This window comes from Streptomyces sp. NPDC059455, assembly GCF_042750115.1.
GTDB lineage: Bacteria > Actinomycetota > Actinomycetes > Streptomycetales > Streptomycetaceae > Streptomyces > Streptomyces endocoffeicus.
Genome location: NZ_JBHYVB010000001.1, coordinates 1 through 22,953, shown reverse-complemented (window position 1 = coordinate 22,953; position 22,953 = coordinate 1). Strand labels below are relative to the sequence as shown.

At 71.3% G+C, this 22,953-nt stretch carries 6 protein-coding genes; all 6 read left to right on the top strand.

Annotation, left to right across the window (positions count from 1 at the left end; all coding sequences use genetic code 11):
* Positions 1-5 precede the first annotated feature (5 nt).
* From ACFXB5_RS00030 to ACFXB5_RS00005, 6 genes are read left to right on the top strand one after another with little or no spacing between them, the layout of a single operon-like run.
* Positions 6-788, top strand: a complete 783-nt coding sequence (locus ACFXB5_RS00030) for a thioesterase II family protein (RefSeq protein ID WP_385200855.1) — start codon at positions 6-8, stop codon at positions 786-788.
* Entirely contained in the window at positions 785-4,579 is a 3,795-nt protein-coding gene (locus ACFXB5_RS00025) for an SDR family NAD(P)-dependent oxidoreductase (RefSeq protein ID WP_385200853.1), read from the top strand. Before ACFXB5_RS00030 ends, ACFXB5_RS00025 begins: the two co-directional genes overlap by 4 nt.
* Positions 4,579-20,109, top strand: a complete 15,531-nt coding sequence (locus tag ACFXB5_RS00020) for an amino acid adenylation domain-containing protein (protein ID WP_385200851.1) — start codon at positions 4,579-4,581, stop codon at positions 20,107-20,109. Before ACFXB5_RS00025 ends, ACFXB5_RS00020 begins: the two co-directional genes overlap by 1 nt.
* Positions 20,110-20,129: 20 nt before the next feature.
* On the top strand, positions 20,130-21,446 hold the full coding sequence (locus tag ACFXB5_RS00015) for a lysine N(6)-hydroxylase/L-ornithine N(5)-oxygenase family protein (RefSeq protein WP_385200849.1): 1,317 nt from the start codon (positions 20,130-20,132) through the stop codon (positions 21,444-21,446).
* Positions 21,436-21,705 carry an MbtH family protein gene (locus tag ACFXB5_RS00010; protein WP_385200847.1) on the top strand — a complete coding sequence of 90 codons (270 nt, stop codon included), beginning with the start codon at positions 21,436-21,438 and terminating at the stop codon, positions 21,703-21,705. The genes ACFXB5_RS00015 and ACFXB5_RS00010 overlap by 11 nt, the downstream gene beginning before the upstream one ends.
* Complete coding sequence (locus ACFXB5_RS00005; RefSeq protein ID WP_385200845.1) at positions 21,689-22,891, top strand: cytochrome P450; 1,203 nt, start codon at positions 21,689-21,691, stop codon at positions 22,889-22,891. Before ACFXB5_RS00010 ends, ACFXB5_RS00005 begins: the two co-directional genes overlap by 17 nt.
* The last annotated feature ends 62 nt before the right edge of the window (positions 22,892-22,953 follow it).

Sequence of the window (22,953 nt, the reverse complement as noted above, 5' to 3'; positions counted from 1 at the left end):
CGCGGATGAGTGTCGACATCGCAGGACTGATGCCGGAGAGCCCGTACATCTGGCGGGCGAGACGGCCGGGGCACGCACGGCGGCTGATCTGCTTCCCGCACGCGGGCGCGGGCGCGGGCGCCTACGCGGAGTGGAGCGGATGGTTGCCCCGGGACGTCGAGCTGGTCGCGGTGCAGTTGCCCGGCCGCCAGAACCGGATCGCCGAGGAGCCGTTCACCGACGTCCGCCCGCTGGTCAATGTGCTGGTCCACGCGCTCCGTCCCGTCCTGAACGGCCCGTTCGCCTTCTTCGGCCACTCCTGCGGCGCCGCGCTGGCCTACGAGCTGGCTCAGGCGTTGCGGCCGCGCGGCCACCAGGGGCCTGAACAGATGTTCCTCTCGGCGCAGCCTGCCCCGGATCAGACAGGGATCCGGCCACTCCACAACCTCCCGGACGAGGAGTTCCGCGTCGAGATGATCCGGCTCGGCGGGATCGACCCCGAGATCCTCGCCGACGAGGACGTGATGGGCTCTCTCATGGCGGTACTGCGGGCGGACTTCACCCTCTGGGAACGGCACCGCCTGGTCTCCGGCCCCTCGCTGGCCTGCCCGATCACGGTGCTCGCCGGCAGGTCCGACCCTCGGGCGCCGGTCGGGACACTCGACGCCTGGAAGGCGCTCACGACCGCGCGGTTCGACACCCGGCTGTACGAGGGCGGCCACTTCTACTTCCAGGAGCGGATCGCCGAGGTGGTCGGGTTCATCGGCGACCGGACACTCAACCCGGTGACGGATGGGGGGACGAGATGACGATCTCCGATGCGCTCGGTCAGGGCGTGCTCGACGGCATGGCCGCTGCGGCCAGACGGGCTCCCGGGGTCACCGACGCGGTCGCGGTCGTCCGCAAGGGAGTCAGACCGGCCGTTCCGTCGAAATCCGTCCCATCGGTGCGTCCCGTGCACGCGGACGAGCGGCACAGACCGCCCGCCGACCTCGACGGCGGCCCGCTCGCCGTCCCCGAGGACTGGCCCGCCACGCTCCAGGAAGCCCTGCGGACGGCGGCCGAACTGGCCCCGGACAAGGGCACGATCTTCATCCGGCGGGACCTCGACGACGACGTGCAGAGCTATCCGGAGCTGCTCGCCGAGGCCGAACGCACCCTCGCCGGACTGCGCGCGGCAAAGCTGAGCCCGGGAGACTCGGCCCTGTTCGTGTTCGAGGACAACCGGGCCTACCTCACGGCCTTCTGGGCGTGCGTACTCGGCGGGTTCGTACCGGCACCCGTCGCCGTTGCCCCGACGTACCGTTCCGCCAACGAAGCCAATCGCAAGCTGCGCAATGCCTGGGAGCTGCTCGGACGCCCCGTGCTCATCACCGACGCGGCCACCGCCGGGCGGGTGGCGGATGTGCGAGGCCTGTGGGACGAGCCCGACGTGCGCATCCTCACCGTCGGCGAACTCGCTCAGAGCCCACCCGACCACGACTGGTACCCCGCGGGGCCGCAGGACCCGGTGCTGGATCTGCTCACCTCCGGCAGTACCGGCGTGCCCAAGTGCGTGCGGCACACCAACGCCTCGGTGGCGGCCCGGACCCGCGCGGTCGCCCAGCACTGCGCCCTGACCGGTGAGGACGTCAGCCTCATCTGGATGCCGCTCGACCATGTCACGGTCGCGATGTACAACGTGCGGGACGTGTTCCTGAGGGCCCTGCACATCAACGCCAGGACCGAGCACTTCCTCGGTGATCCGCTGCTCTGGCTCGACTGGATGGACCGGTACCGGGTCACCAACTCCTGGGCGCCGAATTTCGCCTTCTCCATGGTCAACGAGCGTGCCGCGGAGATCCGTGGCCGGTCCTGGGATCTGTCCCGCGTGCGCGAGCTGGTCAACGCCGGCGAGCCGGTCATCGCCGCGACCAGCCACCGGTTCCTGGAACTGCTGGCGCCACACGGACTGCGCGCGGACGTGAGCGCTCCCTGCTGGGGCATGTCGGAGACGTGCTCCGGGGTCACCTACACCCGTCAGAGCCGCGATGCCCCCGCGGCCGGGACCGTCGCCGTCGACCCGGCCTCGATCGGCGGCACCGTCCGCTATCTGCGGGCGGACGACGAGGGCGCGGTCCTGCTCTCCACCGTAGGGCGGCCGATACCAGGGGTCCGGCTGCGGGTCGTGGGGGACGACGGATCGGTGCTTCCGGAAGGCCGCGTCGGGGAGTTGCGCATCCGCGGAGCCACGATGATGCGCGGCTACTTCCGCAACGACGAGGCCAATCGCGCCTCCTACGACGAGCAGGGCTGGTTCCGCACCGGGGACCTCGCGTTCGTCACCGACGGCGAGGTCGTCATCGCCGGCCGCGTCAAGGACCAGATCATCGTGCGCGGCATCAACTACCTGGCGCACGAACTGGAGAACGTCGTCGAGCAGGTCGACGGGGTACGGGCCACGTTCGTGGCGGCCACGGGGCTGCGCGAGCCCGATGCCAGATCCGACCGGCTCGTGATCTTCTTCGTCACCGAGCACGGAAGCGCCGGGGCGCTCACCCGGATCGCCGACGACGTGCGGGCTGTCCTGGGGAGCGAGGCCGGACTCGCCCCGGATCTGCTCGTGCCGCTCGACGAGGCGGAGTTCCCCAAGACCAGCAGCGGGAAGATCCAGCGGTCCGTGCTGGCCGACCGGCTGCGCGCCGGCGCGTTCGAAGACCGGGCGATCGCGACCGCCGAGACCCCGGACGACGCCGGTCTCGTCCGGCGGCAGTGGGTGGAACTGCCCGCCGCTGCCGCGACGGACAGCGGCGACGCCGGTGCGCGGCTCGTCCTCGCCGAAGGGGAGGTACTGCGGCGGCTGCGGCCCGGCGGCCCGTTGGTCACCGCCGGCCGCGGGGACAGGCTCATCGAGGAGGCGCCGGACCGGTACCGCGTGGCGGCGAGTGACCAGGCACAGATGCGGCAGTTGCTCGAGGCGGTGACCGCCCGGCACGGTCCGGTGGCCACGGTCGTGTTCGCTCTTCCGCTGTCGTGCGACGGCGATCACCTGGAGCGGCTGACCGCGATGACGGCCGAGCTGACCGCTCTGGTCGGCGCGCTCGCGGAGGGCGAGTACGGCCGTCCGCTGCTCCTCGTCCTCACCGCGGGGGCGGTGCGGGTCCGGGACGGCGACCGGGTCGACCTCGGCGCGTGCGCCCTGCCGGGTCTGGTCAGGACCGCGGCCGGCGAGCTCACCGCGCTGCGGCTCCGGCAACTCGACCTGCCCGCCGACGACCGCGAATGGGAGCACGCGCTGCGTGCGGAACTGGCCGAACGGGAGCGCACGGGCATCGTTGCCGCACGGGGACAGCTGCGCTGGCGGCCTGCCCTGGTCCCCGTCGGCGAAGGTGGCGAAGGCGGCGGCACGGCACCTGTCGTCACCGGCGGGTGCTACGTGGTCACGGGTGGGCTCGGCGGCATCGCGCACGACGTGGCGGGCCATCTGATGGCCGCCTACGGGGTCCGGTTGCTGCTCGTGGGGCGATCACCCGCCCAGGGTGAGAAGGCCGCCCGGCTCGCCGAACTGGCCGATCTGGGCGATGTCCGCTACCACCAGGCCGACGTGGCCGACGCGGATGCGCTGGAGACCGCGGTCGCCTCGGCCGAAGCGGACTGGGGCGGCAAGATCGACGGTGTGCTGCATCTGGCCGCCGCCGACCCGACCGGTCAGTGGGCGGACCTCGAACGGCACACGCTCGTCCGGGAAAGCCCGGCGACGTTTGCCGAGCAGTACCGCGCCAAGGTCGCCGGAACGCTCGCCGTCGCCCAGGTCCTCCAGGAAAGGCCGGACGCCACGCTCGTCCTCTTCGGCTCCGTCAACGGCGAATTCGGGGGACGTTCCTTCGGTGCCTATTCCGCGGCCAACGCCTTTCTTGTGGGATTCGCGGACCACTGGCGCCACGAACACCGCCGTTCGGTGCGGTGCCTGGCCTGGAGCATGTGGACCGGCGTCGGAATGAACCAGGGCCGCCCGAGCGAGCCCGCGCGTCGGCGGGGATTCCGGGCGATCGATCCCGGCGAGGGACTGCGGCTCTTGCTGAGTGCGCTCGCCTCGCCTCATCATTACCTGCTGCTCGGCCTCGACCTGACCCATCCGGAAATCATCGAGGAACTGGCCCCCGAAGAGCTGCGTGCCAGCGAGCTGCTGATCGCCTACACCGGTGCCGACGCCCGTCCCGAGGCGGTGCGCGACGCCACGGAGGCGTACGCCCGCACCTGTCCGGTACCGGTGCGGCTGGTCGAAGTGGCGCGCATCCCCAGGGACGTCGATGGCGCCGTCGATGTGCCCCGGCTGCTGATCGACGCCGCCCCGCGCCGGGCGGGGCGCACATTCACCGCGCCCGTCACCGATCTCGAACGGAGCCTCGTCCGCGTCTGGTCCGACGCTCTCGACCGTCCGAGGGTGGGCCGGGACGACTCCTTCTTCGAACTCGGCGGTGATTCCCTCCGTGCCGCCCGGCTGCTGGCGCTGGTGGATGACCGGATAGCGATTCGCGTAACGACCCAGGAGTTCTACGAGAAACCCACGGTGGCGGGAATGGCTGCGACCATCGAACGGCTGATTGAGGAGCGGACGTAGTGATCCCCATCTCTTTCGCACAGCGGCGGCTGTGGTTCATCGACAGACTCGAAGGGCCGTCGGCGGTCTACAACGTGCCGTTCGTGGTGAAAATCCGCGGCGATCTGGATATCGCCGCCCTGCGACTGGCCCTGCGGGACGTCGTCGTCCGCCACGAGAGCCTGCGCACGGTGTTCGTCGAGGACGAGGACGGCGTGCCCACGCAGCGGATCGTCCCGGTCGGCGATCTGCAACTGCCGGTTCCGGTGACGCGGACGCCGCCCGACGACGTGGGCGGCGCGGTGGCGGAGGAGGCGGCGGGCCGGTTCGATCTGTCCGCCGACCTTCCCGTGCGGGCGCGCTTGCTGCGGTGCGGGCCGAGCGAGCACGTGCTGGTGCTGGTGATCCACCATGTCGCCGTCGACGGGGAGTCGGCGGCGCCGCTCGCCCGTGACCTGGCCACCGCCTACACGGCCCGTGCCGAGCGGCGGGAGCCGGACTGGCCGGAACTTCCGGTTCAGTACCAGGACTACACGCTGTGGCAGCGCCAGACGCTGGGCGACGAGAGCGATCCCGGCAGCCTGCTCGCCCGGCAGCTCACGTACTGGCAGGACGAGCTGTCCGGTGCTCCGGAGCAGGTGCGCCTGCCGACCGACCGGCCACGCCCGCCGCGGGCGAGCCGCCACGGCGACCTGGTAGAGGTCGCGATCGAGCCCGGTCTGGTCGCCGCCGTGGAGGACCTGGCGCGGGCCAGGGGAGTGACCGCGCCGATGGTGATGCAGTCCGCGCTCGCGGTCCTGCTGCACCACCTGGGCGCGGGCGAGGACATCACGTTGGGCGCCACGATCGCCGGCCGCACCGACGAGTCCCTGGCCGACCTGGTCGGGTTCTTCGTCAACACCTGGGTGCTGCGGGTCGATCTCTCGGGCAATCCCTCGCTCGGCAAGGTGCTCGACCGTGTGCGGGAGAAGGCGCTGTGCGCCTATGACAACCAGGACGTGCCGTTCGAGCGGCTGGTCGAGAAGCTGAATCCCGAGCGTTCCACCGCGTATCACCCGCTGTTCCAGGTGATGTTCAGCTGGCAGAACGACGCCAGAGTGCGACTCGACCTGCCCGGGGCACAGGCGCGGTTGGAGACGGTGGCAACACCGACCGCCAAGTTCGATCTCGAATTCAACTTCGCCGACGACCCGGCGGAACCGGGCATGGTGTGCAATCTGGAGTACGCGACGGACCTGTTCGACCGGGCCACCGTCGTGGGCATCGGCGAACGGCTGCTGCGGGTGCTGCGGGTGCTGACCGAGGACCCCGGTACCCGCGTCGGTGCGGTGGACGTGCTGGCCCCGGCCGAGCGTGACCTGCTGGCCCGGTGGCACGGCACCGTGGAGCCCGCACCGGACGCGACCGTTGCCGAACTGTTCGAGCGTCAGGCCGCCGCGTGGCCGGACGCGGTGGCGGTGGTCTGCGACGGGCGAGAGCTGACGTACCGGGAGGTGGACGCCCGCGCGAGCAGGCTGGCCGGAGCGTTGGCCCGGCGGGGTGCGTGCCCCGAGGCGCTGATCGGTCTGGCCCTGCCGCGGTCCACGGATCTGGTGGTCGCGCTGCTGGCGATCCTGAAGTCCGGCGCCGCGTACCTGCCGATCGATCCGCGGTATCCGAGCACCCGCCTGGAGCACGTGCTGTCGGAGGCACGGCCGGTGTTCGTTCTCACCGATCCCGGCACGGCGGACCTGCTCCCGGCAGCCGATCTCCCGGTCCTGTTCCTGGACGACCTGGCGGGGCAGCGGGACGTGCCGGCCGGCACGGTGACTCCGCCGCGGCCGGACGGCCTGGCCTACGTCCTGTACACATCCGGTTCCACGGGCACGCCGAAGGGCGCCGCGATCACGCACCGCGGTGTCGTCAACGGGGTGACCCGCCTGGCGGCCACGGTCGGACTGCGGCCGGGATCGCGGATGCTGGCCGGGACGTCGATCGGCTTCGACGTGTCCGTGTTCGAGATCATCACCACGCTGGCGACCGGCGGCACCGTTGAAGTCGTCCGGGACCTGCTCGAACTCGGGGAGCGGGGCGGCTGGTCGGGCAGCGTGATCAGCACGGTGCCCTCGGTCTTCGCCGAACTCGTCGAGCAGATCGCCTCCCGCACCACGGTGGACAGCCTGGTGTTCGCCGGCGAGGCGCTGCCCACGTCGCTGGTGCGGCGGGTACAGGAGGCGTTTCCCGGAATCCGGGTGGTCAACGCCTACGGCCAGAGCGAGAGTTTCTACGCGACCGCCCATGTCGTCGAGGGCCCGCTGCCGCCGGACGCCTCCGGCAGCGCACCCATCGGGACCCCGCTCGGCAACATGCGCGCGTACGTGCTGGGCCAGGGGCTGACACCCGTGGCGCCGGGAGTCGTCGGCGAGTTGTACGTCGCGGGGGAGGTGGGCCGGGGCTATCACGGCCGCGCCGCGCTGACCGCCGAGCGGTTCGTGGCCGACCCCTTCGGGCCGCCCGGGCACCGCATGTACCGCACCGGCGATCTCGCGCGCTGGGACGCCGACGGGCGGCTGGAGTTCGTCGGGCGGGATGACGCCCAGATGAAGGTCCGCGGGTTCCGGATCGAGCCCGCGGAGATCGAGGCGGTGCTGACCGCGCATCCCGGCGTGGCACAGACGGTGGTGACCACGCACGACCTGCCGACCGGCCGGCACCTGGTGGGCTATCTGGTCCCGACCGGCCGGACGGCGGGCGACGCGATGACGGGCGGGCGCCACCACAACGTCGACCTGGCCGCCGGGGTCTCGCCGGCGGAGCTGCGCACGTTCGTGGCGGACCGGCTGCCGGAGTACATGGTGCCTTCGGTCTTCACCGTGCTGGACCGACTGCCGCTGACGCCGACCGGGAAGCTGGACCGTGCGGCGCTGCCCGCCCCCGAGTTCACCGGCCGCGAGTACCGTGCCCCGCGCTCTGCCGAGGAGGAGATCCTGGCCTCGGTGTACGCCGGAGTCCTGGGCGTGGAGCGGGTCGGGATCGACGACGACTTCTTCGCCAGGGGCGGTGACAGCATCCGCTCGATCCAGGTGGTGGCGCGTGCGCGGGCACACGGGATCGAGGTCACCTCGCGCGAGGTCTTCCAGCGCCGTACGGTCGCGCGACTGGCGGAGCTGGCGGGCTCGCGGTCGGGCACGGACCAGGGCCTGGCGGAGCTGGACGGTGGCGGGGTGGGATTCCTGCCGTTGCCGCCGGTCGCCGAGTGGCTGCGGGAACTCGACGGCGGACACGACCGCTTCTCGATGTCGATGATGCTGGACCTTCCCCCGGGCATCGACGAGGCCGGGCTGACCGCGACCCTGACCGCCGTGCTGGACCGGCACGACGCGCTCCGGTCCCGGCTGGTCTCCGACGGATTACGGATCGGCCCGCCCGGTTCGGTGGATGTGCGTGGCCTGCTGCACCGAGTGGAGTGGGAAGGGCACTGGGAGGAACTCGCCGCGGCGGAACTGGACGCGGCCACCGCCCGGCTGGATCCCGCTACCGGGGTCATGGCGCAGTTCGTGTGGTTCGATCCGGGCCGGCTCCTGGTGGTGCTGCACCACCTGGTGGTAGACGGAGTGTCGTGGCGCATTCTGCTCCCGGACCTCGCGGCCGCGTGGAAGCAGGTCCGCTCCGGCCGGACACCGGCCCTGCCGGAGGTGGGCACGTCGCTGCGCCGGTGGACGCACGCTCTGGTGGAGGAGGCGCCGAAGCGGGTCATCGAGATGCCCCTGTGGCGGTCCGTGACGGACGGCCCGGACCCGGCCCTGGGATCCCGCCGCCTGGACCCGGCCGTCGATGTCGTGGCCACGGTCGAGCACCTGTGGGTGCGGATGCCGGCGCAGGTCACCGAGGCGGTGCTGACCGAGGTGCCCAGGGCGTTCCACGGCGGGGTCAACGACGGCCTGCTGGCCGCGCTGGCGCTGGCGGTCGTGCGCTGGCGGCGCATGCGGGGCGTGGAGGAAAGCTCCGTGCTCGTCCGTCTGGAGGGCCACGGCCGGGAGGAGGACGTGGTACCGGGTGCCGACCTGTCCCGCACCGTGGGCTGGTTCACCAGCATGTTCCCCGTCCGCCTGGATGTCTCCGACGTCGATGACGCCTTCGCCGCGGGCCCGGCCGCGGGCCGCGCCGTCAAGGCGGTCAAGGAGCAGCTGCTGCGCATCCCGGACAAGGGGCTCGGCTACGGGCTGCTGCGGTATCTGAACGAGGACACCAGGGCCGAGCTGGCGAACCTGCCGTCCGGGCAGATCGCGTTCAACTACGTGGGCCGCTACTCCGAGGCCGACATCCCCGAGGAGCTGCGCGGGCTCGGCTGGACCCGGACACCCGGCACCGCCGAACTCCTCGCCGACCTCGACGCCGACATGCCCGCGTTGTCGTCGCTGGACGTGAACGCGATGGTCACCGACGCCGGTGAAGGGCCCGAGCTGACGGCCAGGTTCAGCTTCCCGCGCGGCGTGCTGACCGCGGAGGAAGTGCGTGCACTCGCCGACCTGTGGCGTGCCGCGCTGGAGGCGCTGGCGCGGCACGTCGCCGAGCCCGGAGCCGGCGGCCTGACGCCCTCGGACGTGCCACTGGTATCGGTGCAGCAGGCCCAGATCGAGGAGTGGGAGCGGCGTTACTCGGGCCTGGCCGACATCTGGCCGCTGACTCCGCTGCAGTCCGGGCTGCTGTACCACGCGATGCTGGTCGGTTCCGGCTTCGACCCCTACCACGTGCAACTCGTGCTGCATCTTTCCGGCGTCGTGGACCCGGAACGGCTGCGCGCGGCAGGACAGGCGCTGCTCGACCGCTACGAGAACCTGCGCGCCGCCTTCGTCCCCAACGGAGATGGGGACCACGTCCAGTCCATACCGGACCGGGTGGAGCTGCCGTGGCGGTATCTCGACCTCACCGGCCAGGAGGCGGAGCTGGAGCGGTTCCTGGAGGAGGACCGCAGCACGCATTTCAACCTGGCGTCGCCCCCGCTGCTGCGCCTGTCACTGGTGACCACGGGCCCCGACCGGTCGGAGCTGATCTTCACCGCGCACCACGTCCTGTTCGACGGCTGGTCGGTGCCGCTGCTGCTGCGGGACCTGCTGAAGCTGTACGGCTCCGGCGGGGACACCTCGGTGCTGCCGCGCATGCGCGGCTACAAGGAATTCCTGGAGTGGAGGTCGGGCCAGGACCACGACGCGGCCGTCCGGGCCTGGGCGGCGGAGCTGGACGAAGTGGACGAGCCGACCCTGCTCGCCCCGGGTGCCTCCGCCGTCGCCGCCGCGGACGTCGGCCAGGTCGACGTCCCCCTTCCCGCCGACCTGGCCCGCGCCCTGTCGCGACGTTCGGCCGAGCTGGGCATCACCCTCAACACGCTGGTCCAGGGCACCTGGGCGATCCTGCTGGGCAGGCTGACCGGCAGGCAGGACGTGGTGTTCGGCGCCACGGTGTCGGGTCGGCCGCCCGCCATCCAGGATGTGGACTCGATGGTGGGTGTGTTCATCAACACCCTGCCGGTACGGGTCCGTTGCGGCGATACGGACACGCTCGCCGAGCTGCTGACGCGCCAGCAGAGCCGCCAGGCGGCGCTGCTCGACCACCACCACCGAGGGCTGGCCGACATCCAGCGGGCCGTCGGCCTGACCCCTCTGTTCGACACCTTCGTGGTCTTCGAGTCCTACCCGATCGACCATGTCGGCCTCAGCGAGGCCTACGCCGGGACCGGGGTGACCGTCACCGGGCTGACACCGTACGGCGGATCCCACTACCCGCTCGCGGTGGTGGCGGACGCCGACCCGCAGCTCCGGCTGGTCCTGCAGTACCAGCAGCACGTGTTCGAGCACGATGTGGTCACGGGGATCGCCGACCGTTTACAGCGCATACTGCGGCTGTTCGCCGCGGATCCGCACGCTCCGGTCAGCCGGATCTCCGTGCTCGACCCGGCCGAGCGTGAGCTGGTGATAACGCGGTGGAACGACACCGCGCATCCGGTGCCGTCCGTCACTCTCGCGGAGCTGGTCGACGACCAGGTCTCCCGGTCACCCGAGGCGACCGCTGTGGTGTTCGAGGACACCGCCGTCACCTACGCCGAGCTCGCGCGTCGCGCGGACCGGCTCGCGCGGCACCTGTCCGCCCACGGCGCGGGACCGGAGACAGTGGTGGCGGTGATGCTGCCACGCTCGGTCGAGATGGTGGTCGCGCTGCTGGCGACCCTGAAGACCGGCGCCGCGTATCTGCCGGTCGACCCCGGCCATCCCGCGGACCGGATCGCGTTCCTGTACGGCGACGCCCGTCCGCTCGTCACCGTCACCACGCCGGACGCGCCGGTCCCGGACGGTGCCCCGCGCATCGTGGTCGGCGATCAGGCCGAGCCCCCCGGCCCGGACGAGGCCGGACCCACCGGCACCGGGTGCGTCACGCGACCGGCTCCGGCAAACCTGGCGTACGTCCTGCACACCTCGGGGTCGACGGGACGGCCGAAGGGCGTGGCGGTCAGCCACGAGGCGATCGTGAACAGGCTGCTGTGGATGCGGGACCACTACGACGTGACCCCTGAGGACCGAGTCCTCCAGAAGACCCCGCTCACCTTCGACGTCTCGGTCTGGGAGCTGTTCCTGCCCCTGATCTCCGGTGCCACCCTGGTGGTGGCCAGGCCGGACGGCCACCGGGACCCGGCATATCTGTCCGCGCTGATCCAGCGGGCCCAGGTCACCGTCGCCCACTTCGTGCCGTCGATGCTGCACGACTTCATCCGGGATCCGGCGGCCGGCGGCTGTACGAGCCTGCGCGAGGTCATCTGCAGCGGTGAGGCCCTGCCGGCGCGACTGCGCGACGAGTACCACGCGGTTCTCGGGGCGCGGCTGAACAACCTCTACGGCCCGACCGAAGCCGCGGTCGACGTCACCGCGACGCCCTGCCCGCCCGGGGCCGGCCCCGTCACCATCGGCCGGCCCGTCTGGAACACCCGGCTGTACGTCCTGGACGCGAATCTGGCCCCCGTCCCCCCGGGCACGGCTGGCGAGCTGTACCTCGCGAGCGACCAGCTCGCCCGCGGCTACACGAGGCGTCCCGGGATGACCGCCGACCGGTTCGTCGCCGACCCCTTCGGCGGACCGGGCGATCGGATGTATCGCACAGGTGACCTGGTCCGGTGGGACCGGCGGGGGCAGGTCGAGTACCTCGGCAGGACCGACCAGCAGATCAAGATCCGGGGCTGGCGCGTCGAACCGGGGGAGATCGAGAAGGTGCTGGCCGATCACCCGGCCGTCGAGCGCGCCGTGGTGGTCGCCCGCGAGGCCGGCGGCGGGCCGCGCCTGGCGGGCTACGTGGTGCTGGACCGGCGCACGGCACCGGCAGTGGCGAACCTGGTCCGGCTGGGCCGGGAGGGCCGGCTCGACGGACAGGAACTGCACGAACTGCCGAACGGAATGATGGTCCGCGCCCGTAACCGTTCGAGCACGGCGTTCCTGTACGACGAGATCTTCGTACGGAACGCGTACTTCCGGGCGGGGATCACCCTGCCGGAAGGGGCCCGAGTGGTGGACATCGGCGGCCACGTCGGCCTTTTCTCGCTGTTCGTCAGCCGGCGGTGGCCGGACGCCAGGATCTACGCGTTCGAGCCGATTCCCGAACTGTCCCGGATGTTCCGGCTGAACGCCGAACTGCACGACATCGACGTCGTGGTGACCAACTGCGGCATCGGCCGTGAGCCCGGCGTCACGGAGTTCACCTACTACCCGGACCTGTCTCTGCTGTCCGGGCGCTTCGCCGATGAACGCGAGGAGCGCCACATGCTGGAACTGGTCGTCGGTGACGACAGTCGGCACGCCGGGCTGGACGAGGCGGAGCTGGCCGAGCTGCTGACCGAGCGGCTGTCCAGCGAGCGGTGCGAGGTCGAGATGCGGACCCTCTCGCAGATGATCCGCGAGCACGGCATCCCGGTGATCGACCTGCTGAAGATCGACGCGGAGAAGAGCGAGCTGGACATCCTGCTGGGCATCGAGCCGGACCACTGGCCGATCATCCGGCAGGTGGTGGCCGAGGTCCATGACATCGAGGGGCGTCTCGACATCGTCTCCGCCCTGCTGCGCGACCAGGGCTTCCAGGTCACGGTGGAGGCCGCGGACGAACTGGCCGGCACGGAGATGTACTCCGTGTACGCCACCCGTCCCGAGCCGGTACCCCGGCCGGCCCGGCCCGCACCGGCCGAGCAGGGGCAGCGGTGGTTCAGCCCCGAGCGGCTCAGCGAGGACCTCCGCGCACACGCGGCTGCCCAGCTGCCCGCGCACCTGGTCCCGACGGCGTTCGTGGCGCTGGACACCCTGCCGCTGACCACCAGCGGCAAGGTGGACCAGGCCGCTCTGCCCGTACCCGAGTTCGGCGCCGGCGCGGGGCGGGGGCGTGGCCCGCGCACCCGGCGGGAGGAACTGCTGTGCCTGCTGTTCGCCGAGGTGCTGGGGCTGGAACGGGTCGGCATCGACGACGACTTCGCGGCTCTGGGAGGCCACTCGCTGCTGGCCACGCGGCTCGTGAGCAGGATCCGCACGGCCCTGGGCGTGGACGTCCCCATCCGCGTTGTCTTCGACGCGCCGACCGTCGCGGAGCTGGTCGAGCACTTGCCGACCGGGCCGTCGGAACGTCCGCTGCTGCGGCGCGCGGAGCCGCGGCCTGCCCGCGTGCCGCTGTCCCCCGCACAGCATCGGGTGTGGTTCGCGCACCAGTTCGACGGCGCGTCCGCGACCTACAACGTACCGCTCGTGCTGCGGCTGACCGGCACGCTGGACGTCCCGGCCCTGCGGTCGGCGTTACGCGATGTGGTGGCGCGGCACGAGAGCCTGCGCACGGTGGTGGGCGAGGACGAGAACGCCGTGCCCTTCCAGCGGATCCTTCCGGCCGGTGAGGTGCCACTGGACGTACCGGTCGTGGAGGCCGGCCCGCGCGCCCTCGACGGCGCCGTGGCGGAGGCGGCGGTCCATCTCTTCGACCTGGCGACGGACCCGCCGCTGTGGGTCAGGCTCTTCCGGTCCGGCCCCGAGGAGCACACCCTGCTGCTGCTGATCCACCACATCGCCGGGGACGGCGAGTCGATCGCTCCGCTGATGCGCGACCTGAGCGCGGCGTACGCCGCCCGCCTGACCGGTGAGGCGCCGGACTGGCCGGAACTGCCGGTGCAGTACGCGGACTACACCCTCTGGCAGCGAGAACTGCTCGGAGCGGAGGACGACCCCGCCGGGCTGCTGGCCACCCAGGCCGACTACTGGCGAGCGGAACTCGACGGCGTTCCCCAGCCGCTCCAACTGCCGACCGACCGTCCCCGGCCTCCGGTGGTGGGCCACCGCGGCGACCTGGTCGTCTTCCCGCTCGAACCCCGGCTGATGACCGCGGTCGAGGAACTGGCGGCAGCGCATGGCGCGACGACGTCCATGGTGCTGCAGGCGGTGCTGGCGGCGCTGCTGCGCGATCTGGGGTGCGGCGACGACATCACCATCGGATCCCCGATCGCCGGCCGCACCGAAGAGGCGCTGACGGACCTGGTCGGCTTCTTCGTCAACACCTGGGTGCTGCGTGTCAGGACGCCGGAGAACCCCACGTTCACCGAGGTCCTGACCGAGGTGCGGCGGCGCGCGCTGGCCGCCTACGACCACCAGGACGTCCCGTTCGAACGGCTTGTGGAGCTGTTGAACCCCGAACGTTCCACCGCCTACCATCCGCTGTTCCAGGTCATGTTCTCCTGGCAGAACGTCACTGACGGCGGCTTCGAGATGAGCGGGCTCGAGACGACCATGGACACGGTCGACACCGCCACGGCGAAGCTCGACCTGTCGTTCATCATGGTCGACGTGCCGGGGCAGGGCGTGGTGGGCAACGTCGAGTACGCGACCGATCTGTTCGACCGCGCCACGGTCGAGGATCTCGCGGACCGGTTCGTGGAGACGCTGCGTCGTGCGGTGGCCGATCCGAACGAGCGGCTCGGTGCCGTGGCCGGACCGGTCCGGCCGGCCGTGGAGCGCCCGGCGGCCCCCGTCGGCTACCAGGAGCCGCGGACGGCGACAGAAGCGGTGCTGGCAGGTGTGGTCGCCGAGGTCCTCGGGATCGGACAGGTCGGCGTCCACGACGACTATTTCCTCGTCGGCGGTGACAGCATCCGGTCGATCCAGGTCGTCTCACGGGCCAGGACATCGGGCGTCGAGATCACCCCGCGCGAGATGTTCGAACTCCGGACGGTGGCCAAGCTGGCCGCGAAGGCCGACGAAAGGGCCGGGCTGGAAGCGATACGGGCGGAGCCGGACGGGGCCGGGATCGGCACGCTGCCGCTGCCGCCGATCGGGAAGTTCCTGCTGGAGCACGGGAAGATCGACCGCTTCGCCATGGCGACCGTGCTGGACCTGCCCGAAGACATCGACGAGCCGGGACTGGCCGCGACGCTGGCCGCGGTGATCGACCATCACGACATGCTGCGCTCCCGCCTGGTGGACGGCGGACTGCGGGTGGAACCGCGGGGCACCGTGGACGTCCGTACCCTGATCACCCGGGTCGACCGCGAGGGCCGTGAAGGCCCGGCCGACCTGCAGCGCGAGCTGGACGCCGCCGTCGGCCTGCTGGATCCGTCCGCCGGGGTGATGGCGCGGTTCGTCTGGGTCGACCCGGGGCTGCTCATCGTCGTCCTGCACCACCTGGTCGTGGACGGGGTGTCCTGGCGGATCCTGCTGCCGGACCTGGCTGCCGCCTGGGGGCACATCAGGGCCGGGGAAAAGCCGCGGCTCCCGGCGGTCGGCACCTCGTTCCGGAGCTGGACACACCTCCTGGCCGACGAGGCGGCCACCGAAGAGCGGAGGGCGGAGCTGCCGCTGTGGCGGTCCGTCGTGGACGGCCCGGACCCCCTGCTCGGCAGTCGAGCGCTGGACCCCGCCATCGATGTCCAGGCCACGGCGGGCAGCCTGGAGGTGCGGGTGCCGCCTCAGCTGGCGGAGGCACTGCTCACGACGGTTCCGGCCGCCTTCCGCTGTGGGGTGAGCGAGGGCCTGCTGTCCGGGCTCGCGCTGGCGCTCGGCCGGTGGCGGAGCGCGCGCGGCGTGACCGAGCCGTCGACGCTCCTGCGGGTGGAAGGACATGGCCGGGAGGAAGCGATCGCGCCGGGCACCGACCTGTCCCGGACGGTCGGTTGGTTCACCAGCCTCTTCCCCCTCCGCGTGGAGCTGCCCGGCGCGACACTCCGACCGGCCGGCGACGGCGCTCCCGGTGCGGCGATCGTGGACGTGGTCAAGGCTGTCCGGACGCAGCTGCTCAGTGCCCCGGACAAGGGCCTGGGCCACGGACTGTTGCGGTATCTGAACGACGAGACCGGGGACGAGCTGGCGCGGTACCCGTCCGGCCAGGTGACCTTCAACTATCTGGGCCGGTTCTCGTCGGCGGACATGCCGGAGCACCTGCGCTCACTGGGCTGGACCGAGGCCTCCGGCGTCGACGGCCTGAGCGTGCGGTGCGACCCGGACATGCCGTTGATGTCCACACTGGAGGTGAACGCGTTCGTCACCGAGACCGAGGAAGGGGCCACCCTCACCGCCCGGTTCGGCTTCGCCACCGGGGTGCTGCGGGACGACGAGGTGAACGGTCTCGCCGACCTGTGGCGCGCCGCCCTCGAGGAACTGGCGCGGCACGCCCTGCGGCCGGACGCGGGCGGGCTGATCCCGGCCGACGTGCCCCTGGTGTCGGTGCGGCAGGTCGAGCTCGAGGCGTGGGAGCAGCGCTATCCCGGGCTCGTGGACGTGTGGCCGCTGACGCCTTTGCAGTCCGGCCTGCTCTTCCAGTCGATGCTGGCCGGTACCGCGTACGACCCGTACCACGTGCAGCTGGCGCACGAACTGACCGGCGAGGTGGATCCGGCGCGGATGCGAGCGGCGTGCCAGGCCTTGCTGGACCGGCATGCCAACCTGCGTGTCGCCTTCGCCGGCGACTCCGCGGGCGACTGGGTTCAACTGGTGCTGGAGAACGTCTCTCTCCCGTGGCACGAACTGGACCTTCGCGACCTGGACGAGAGGGATCGTGAGGAGGAGCTCCAGCGGTTCCTGGCCGACGACAGGGGGGTTCACTTCGACCCGGCGACCCCGCCGCTGATGCGCGTCACCCTCGTACTGACGGGCCGCTCGTCGGCGACGCTGGTGCTCACCGCGCACCACGTCCTGTTTGACGGGTGGTCGGTGTCGCTGCTGAAGCGCGAGCTGCTGCGGTTGTACGAGGCGGGCGGCGACGCCTCCGTGCTGCCGCGAGGCGGTGAGTACCGGGACTTCCTCACCTGGCTGGCCGGACAGGACCAGGTCTCCTCCGCCCGAGCCTGGGCAGAGGAGCTCGACGGGGTCGAGGAACCCACCCTGCTCGCCCCCGGAGCCGAGACCCGGGCCGCCCGTGGGAGCGCCCGCCGGCTGGAGATCCCGCTGCCGGAGGACGCCGCCCGCGAACTGCCGCGCCGGGCAGCCGAACTGGGCGTCACGACAAGCACTCTCGTACACGGAGCGTGGGGGATCGTGCTGGCCGGCCTGACCGGTCGGCAGGACGTGCTGTTCGGCACGACGGTGTCGGGCCGCCCGCCCGCCGTGGCGGATGTGGAGTCGATGGTCGGGCTCTTCATCAACACCGTCCCGGTCCGGCTCCGGTGCACGCCCTGGGACACCCTCGGCTCCGTGCTGACCCGCCTGCAGGAACGACAGACCGCTCTCCTCGATCACCACCACCACGCGCTGCCAGACATCCAGCAGGAGGCCGGACTGCCCGTCCTGTTCGATACCGTCGCCGTGTTCGAGTCGTTCCCGGCTCCCGAGGCCGGGGACGCCGACGCGGACGACGACGGCATCAGGGTCACCAGGGTCACCTCACCCAACGGCACGCACTACCCGCTGGGTGTGGCGGCGTCGGCCGACCCGGCCCTGAGGGTCGTTCTGGAGCACCAGGCGGCCGTGTTCGACCACGATGCCGCCGAGGCGATCGCCTCCCGGCTGGCCTCGGTCCTGCGAGCACTGGCGGAGGACCCCGACACACTGGTCGGAGCCGTCGCCGCGGGGCAACCCCGCGCCCAGGACCGGACGCCGCGGTCGCCCGGCGCCGCGGTGAGCGAAGGGACCCTCGCCGAGCTGTTCGCCGCGCAGGTCTCGGTGACGCCCGACGCGATCGCCGTGGCATACGGGCAGCAAGAGCTGACCTACAAGGACCTCGACGCCCGGTCCGACCGGCTCGCCGGCGAACTGGCCCACCGTGGGGTACGGCAGGAGTCGGTGGTGGCGGTCGCGGCGCGGCGCTCTCCGGACCTGGTGGTGGCGCTGCTGGCGGTGGCCAAGGCGGGCGGGGCGTATCTGCCGGTCGACCACACCTACCCGGCCCAGCGCATCGCCTACATGGTCGCCGACTCGGGAGCGTGCCTCGCCCTCGCCGACGCCACCACGGCCGACGCGATGTCGCGACTCCCGGTGCCGGTGCTGCGCCTCGACGCCTTCATCCCCCGGTCGAACGAGGCCGCCGCCGCGGGCACCACGCCCCTGGACGGCTTGGCGTACGTCCTCTACACCTCGGGGTCGACGGGACGGCCGAAGGGAGTCGCGGTCTCGCACCGGGGTATCGCCGCCCTCGTCACGGCGCATGCCGAGCAGCTCGCGGTCACGGACGGCAGCCGGATGCTCCAGCTCCACTCGCCGAGCTTCGACGTCTCGCTGTGCGAGATCTACACGACACTGCTGTCGGGGGCGACCCTGGTGATGGCCGACGAGGCCGACCTGACCGCGGGGCCCGTACTGGCCGCCACGGTCGCGAGGAACCAGGTGACTCACCTGATGTGCCCGCCCGGGATACTCGCGCAACTGCCGTCCGGAGCCCTGTCCACCGTGGAATCGCTGGTGACCGGCGGCGAGGCGATCCCTCCCGACCTGGTGACCAGGTGGGCACCGGGCCGGCGGATGGTCAACGTCTACGGTCAGACGGAGACCACCGCGGCCACCGTCATGAGCGCCGCTCTGAGCGGGGACGAGGGGATCCCGCCGATCGGGCGGCCGATCCGCGACACCCGCGTGTACGTGCTGGACTCCGCCCTGCGGCCGGTTCCCGCCGGGGTCGCCGGTGAGCTGTACATCGCGGGGGCCGCGGTGGCGCGTGGATATGTCGGTCGGCACGGGCTGACGGCGCAGCGCTTCGTGGCCTGCCCGTTCGGCCCTCCGGGCGAGCGGATGTACCGGACCGGCGACGTCGTCGCCTGGACCGCGGACGGTGAGCTGGCCTTCCGCGGACGGCGGGACGACCAGGTCAAACTCCGAGGACTCCGGATCGAGTTGGGCGAAGTCGAGGCGGCGCTGCTGGCGCATCCCGCGGTCGACAGGGCCGTGGTGGTCGTCCACGAGAGCGACGGCGACAGGCGACTTGCGGGGTACGTCACGCGGGCGCCGGACGCGGGCGCCGAGGGGGTGGCCGGACTGCGGGCCTACCTGCGCGAGCGGTTGCCGGAGTACGCGGTTCCCTCGGTGGTGACGGTCGTCGACGCGATGCCGCTGACGGCGAGCGGGAAGCCGGACAAACGGGCGCTCCCCGCACCGGACTTCGGAGGCCTGTCGGCCGGCCGCCCGCCGCGGACGGCGCGGGAACGGATTCTGTGCATGCTCTTCGCCGAAATGCTGGGCCTGGAGCGGGTCGGGATCGACGACGGGTTCATCGCGCTGGGCGGGCACTCTCTCTCGGCCGCCCGGCTGGTCAACCGGATCCGCGTCGTGCTCGGTGCCGACGTGCCGATTCGTACGGTGCTCCAGTCCACGACCGTCGCCGAGCTGGCGGTCTCCCTGGAGTCGGACAGCGCGTCGGCCGAGCACACGGATCCCTTGGCGCCCGTCCTGCCCATCAGGACCGGAGGGCACCGTGAACCGCTGTGGTGGATCCACCCCGGTGGCGGGCTCTGCTGGCCCTACCTGGGTCTGGCCGAACTGTTGCCGCAGGGCCGGCCGGCATACGGGATCCAGGCCAAGGGGCTGGACGGTACGGCACCCCTGCCCGGGTCCGTCGACGAGATGGTGGCGGACTACGCCGACGAGATCCTGGCCGTCCAGCCGGAGGGCCCCTTCCATCTGACAGGGCTCTCCGTGGGCGGGACACTCGCGCAGGCCGTGGCCGCGGAACTCCAGCGGCGCGGGCACAGGGTCGGGCTGCTGGCCCTGCTGGACAGCGCTCCCAGCGGGCATCTGGCCGCCCTGGGGGCGCCCACCGCGGCTGCCGTTCGCGACTACTTCGCCGAGCGCCTCGTCACCCTTGCCGGCACGGATGACGAGGCCTTCGTGGACAACGCGGTCTCGGTGGTCGTCAATTTCACCCGGCTCATGGCTGACTTCGACTCGCCGGTTTACCGGGGCGACGCCCTCCTCTTCAACGCGGTGCCGAAGCCGGAGGGCTCGTTCGCCGAGCTGTGGGGCCCGCACATCTCGGGTTCCCTGCGTCAGTACGACATCGAGGGCCCCCACGAGGACCTGTATCTGCCGGGCCCCGCAACCGAGATCTGCCGGATCATCGGCCGTCATCTCGGCGGAGAACGAGGATGAAGGGAAACGGACCGGTGGATGTGTCAGAACCGAAAACGTACGACGTCGTGGGCATTGGCTTCGGGCCTGCCAATCTCTCGCTCGCCATCGCGCTGGAGGAGCACCCGGACCCTGTGTCCGCCGTGTTCTTCGAACGGCGGGAGGCGCTGAGTTGGCACCCGGGAATGCTGGTGCCGTCGGCGAAGATGCAGGTTTCCTTCCTCAAGGACCTGGTCACCTTCCGGAATCCCGTCTCGCCGTTCAGCTTCGTCTCCTACCTGCACGAGTCGGGGCGGCTGGCCAGGTTCGTCAACAACCAGGACTTCTTCCCGACCCGGCGGGAGTTCCACAGCTATCTCGAATGGGCGGAGTCGAAGCTCGGGCCGAGGGTGGTCTACGGCTCGGAGGTCACCGCGATGCGGGTACCGGCCGGTGCCCGCGGCCCGGCCGACCGCGTTCTGGTCGAGGTGCGCGACGCCGGCCTTGGCGGTGCCACCCGCCTGGTGGCCGCGCGCAATGTCGTGATCTCGACCGGGCTGGTTCCCAGAATGCCCGCCGGGGTGGAACCCGACACGACGGTGTGGCACAGCTCGGAGTTCCTCGACAGGTTCCGGCAGCATCAGCGCCGCATACGACGGGTGGCGGTCGCGGGCGGGGGGCAGAGCGCCGCCGAGATCGTCAGGTTCCTCTACGACAATCTGCCGGACGCGGAGATCCACGCGATCGTTCCGGCCTACGGCTACTCCATCGCGGACAACACGCCGTTCGCCAACCAGGTCTTCGACCCGGACGCGATCGACGACTACTACTACGGGTCGCCACGGTCTCGCGACGCGTTCTGGAAGTACCACGCGAACACCAACTACTCGGTGGTCGACGGCGAGGTCCTGCGAGACCTCTACCAGCGCGCGTCCGAGGACGACCTGGCCGGGACGAACCGGCTGCACTTCGTCAACCTGACCCGGGTGATCGGTGTGAAAACCGTCCAGAACGAGGTCCGGATCACGATGTACTCGACGGCCCGCGAGGACTCGTACGACCAGGACGTCGACGTGCTGGTCTGCGCCACCGGATACGACCCCATGGATCCCGCCGAGCTCCTCGGCGATATCGCGCCCCGGTGTCTGCACGACGCCGAGGGACGGATCGAGGTGGGCCGGGACTTCCGGCTTGTCACCACTCCCGACCTGCGATGCCGAATCTATCTGCAGGGCGGGACCGAGCACACGCACGGGCTGTCCTCGTCGCTGCTGTCGAACCTGGCCACCCGCAGCGGAGAGATAACCCGGTCGATCGCGGCCGGGCCGGCCGCGATGAGCGCACCACGAGAGAAAGAGGAGCCTGCCCATGAGCACTAATCCGTTCGACGCCGAGGACGGGGAGTTCCACGTGCTGGTCAATGTCGAGGAACAGCATTCGCTGTGGCCGACGTTCGCCCCGGTGCCCGAGGGCTGGCGGGTCGTGTTGGGCAACGCGCGGCGGCACGAATGCCTCGAGTACGTCGAGAAGAACTGGACCGACATGCGGCCCCGGAGCCTGCGCGAGGCCATGGCCGACCAGGCGGTCACCGTGGGCGGCGAGGGATCCGAAGGACGGCCCGATGACCTCGCTCGCTGAACGGTGGGGCATCCACCCCGGCCAGTTCTGGCTGTACGGCCGCCAGCCGGAACAGGCAGTACGGTTCGACGAGGCCATGGGCGCCTGGAACATCTACGGTCACGCCGAGGTGCTGGAGGCCCTCAGCACTCCTGACGTCTTCTCCTCGGCCGAGACGGCGCGGCTGATGCCGGACAACGCCGAGGACTCGTTCACCGCGGGCGACCTGCTGCAGATGGACCCGCCGGACCACCGCATGCTGCGCAACGTGGTCAGCCGTGCCTTCACTCCGAACGTGGTGGCCGGCCTGGAGCCGCGGATATCCGAGCTGACCCGCGAGCTGCTCGACTCGGTGGCGGGTGAGGACGAGTTCGACCTGATGTCATCGCTCGCCTTCCCGCTGCCGGTGACCGTGGTGGCCGAGCTGCTGGGCATCCCGGCCGCGGATGCGCACCTGTTCGAGGGATGGATGACCGGGGTGGTCGGCGAGCTGGGCGACACCTCCCTGGCGGACAGCAGCGAGGAACAGGAACGCGCCTTCGGCGCCGCGATGGAGCACATGCGGGCGATGCTCGGCTACCTGCGTGAGCACATCGCCGAATGCCGGCGCAGCCCTCGGGAGGACCTGCTGGGCGGGCTCCTGGCGGCCGAGCTCGACGGGCAGCGGCTGAGTGACGAGCACATCGTCGGCTTCGCCAAGATGCTGCTCATCGCCGGGTACCTGTCCACCACGATGCTGATCGGCAACACGGTGCTGTGCCTGGACCACTTCCCCGACCAGGCGGCGCGGGTCCGTGCGGACCGTTCACTCGTGCCGGGCCTGATCGAGGAGTCGCTGCGCTATCTGAGCCCCGTCGCCGCGACCTACCGGGCGACCACCCGGGAGGTGGAGATCGGCGGGCAGCGGCTTTCCGCCGGGAAGATGACGCTGCTGTGGTTCGGTGCGGCGAACCGGGACGTTCGGGCGTTCGCTGATCCCATGGTGTTCGACCCCACCCGGACGCCCAACCCGCAGCTCGGCTTCGGCCGGGGGATCCACTTCTGTCTGGGCGCCCCCCTGGCCAGGATGGAGGGCCGGATCATGATGAACATGCTGTTCGACCGCTACTCGGAGCTGCGCCCCGATCCCGACAAGCCACCCACCTTCATGCAGGCGCCCGACACGACGGGAGTCACCTCACTGCCCATCCGTACCCGCGCGAACTAGCCCTGCCGGCACGGGGCGGACCGGCCCCCTCATAGTCGAGTGCCCGGTGTCTTGTCGGAGAC

Excerpts from the sequence above, each read along its gene's own strand:
- ACFXB5_RS00025 (WP_385200853.1), top strand. The coding sequence starts at position 785 with ATGACGATCTCCGATGCGCTCGGTCAGGGCGTGCTCGACGGCATGGCC.
- ACFXB5_RS00030 (WP_385200855.1), top strand. The coding sequence starts at position 6 with ATGAGTGTCGACATCGCAGGACTGATGCCGGAGAGCCCGTACATCTGG.
- ACFXB5_RS00005 (WP_385200845.1), top strand. The coding sequence starts at position 21,689 with ATGACCTCGCTCGCTGAACGGTGGGGCATCCACCCCGGCCAGTTCTGG.
- ACFXB5_RS00010 (WP_385200847.1), top strand. The coding sequence starts at position 21,436 with ATGAGCACTAATCCGTTCGACGCCGAGGACGGGGAGTTCCACGTGCTG.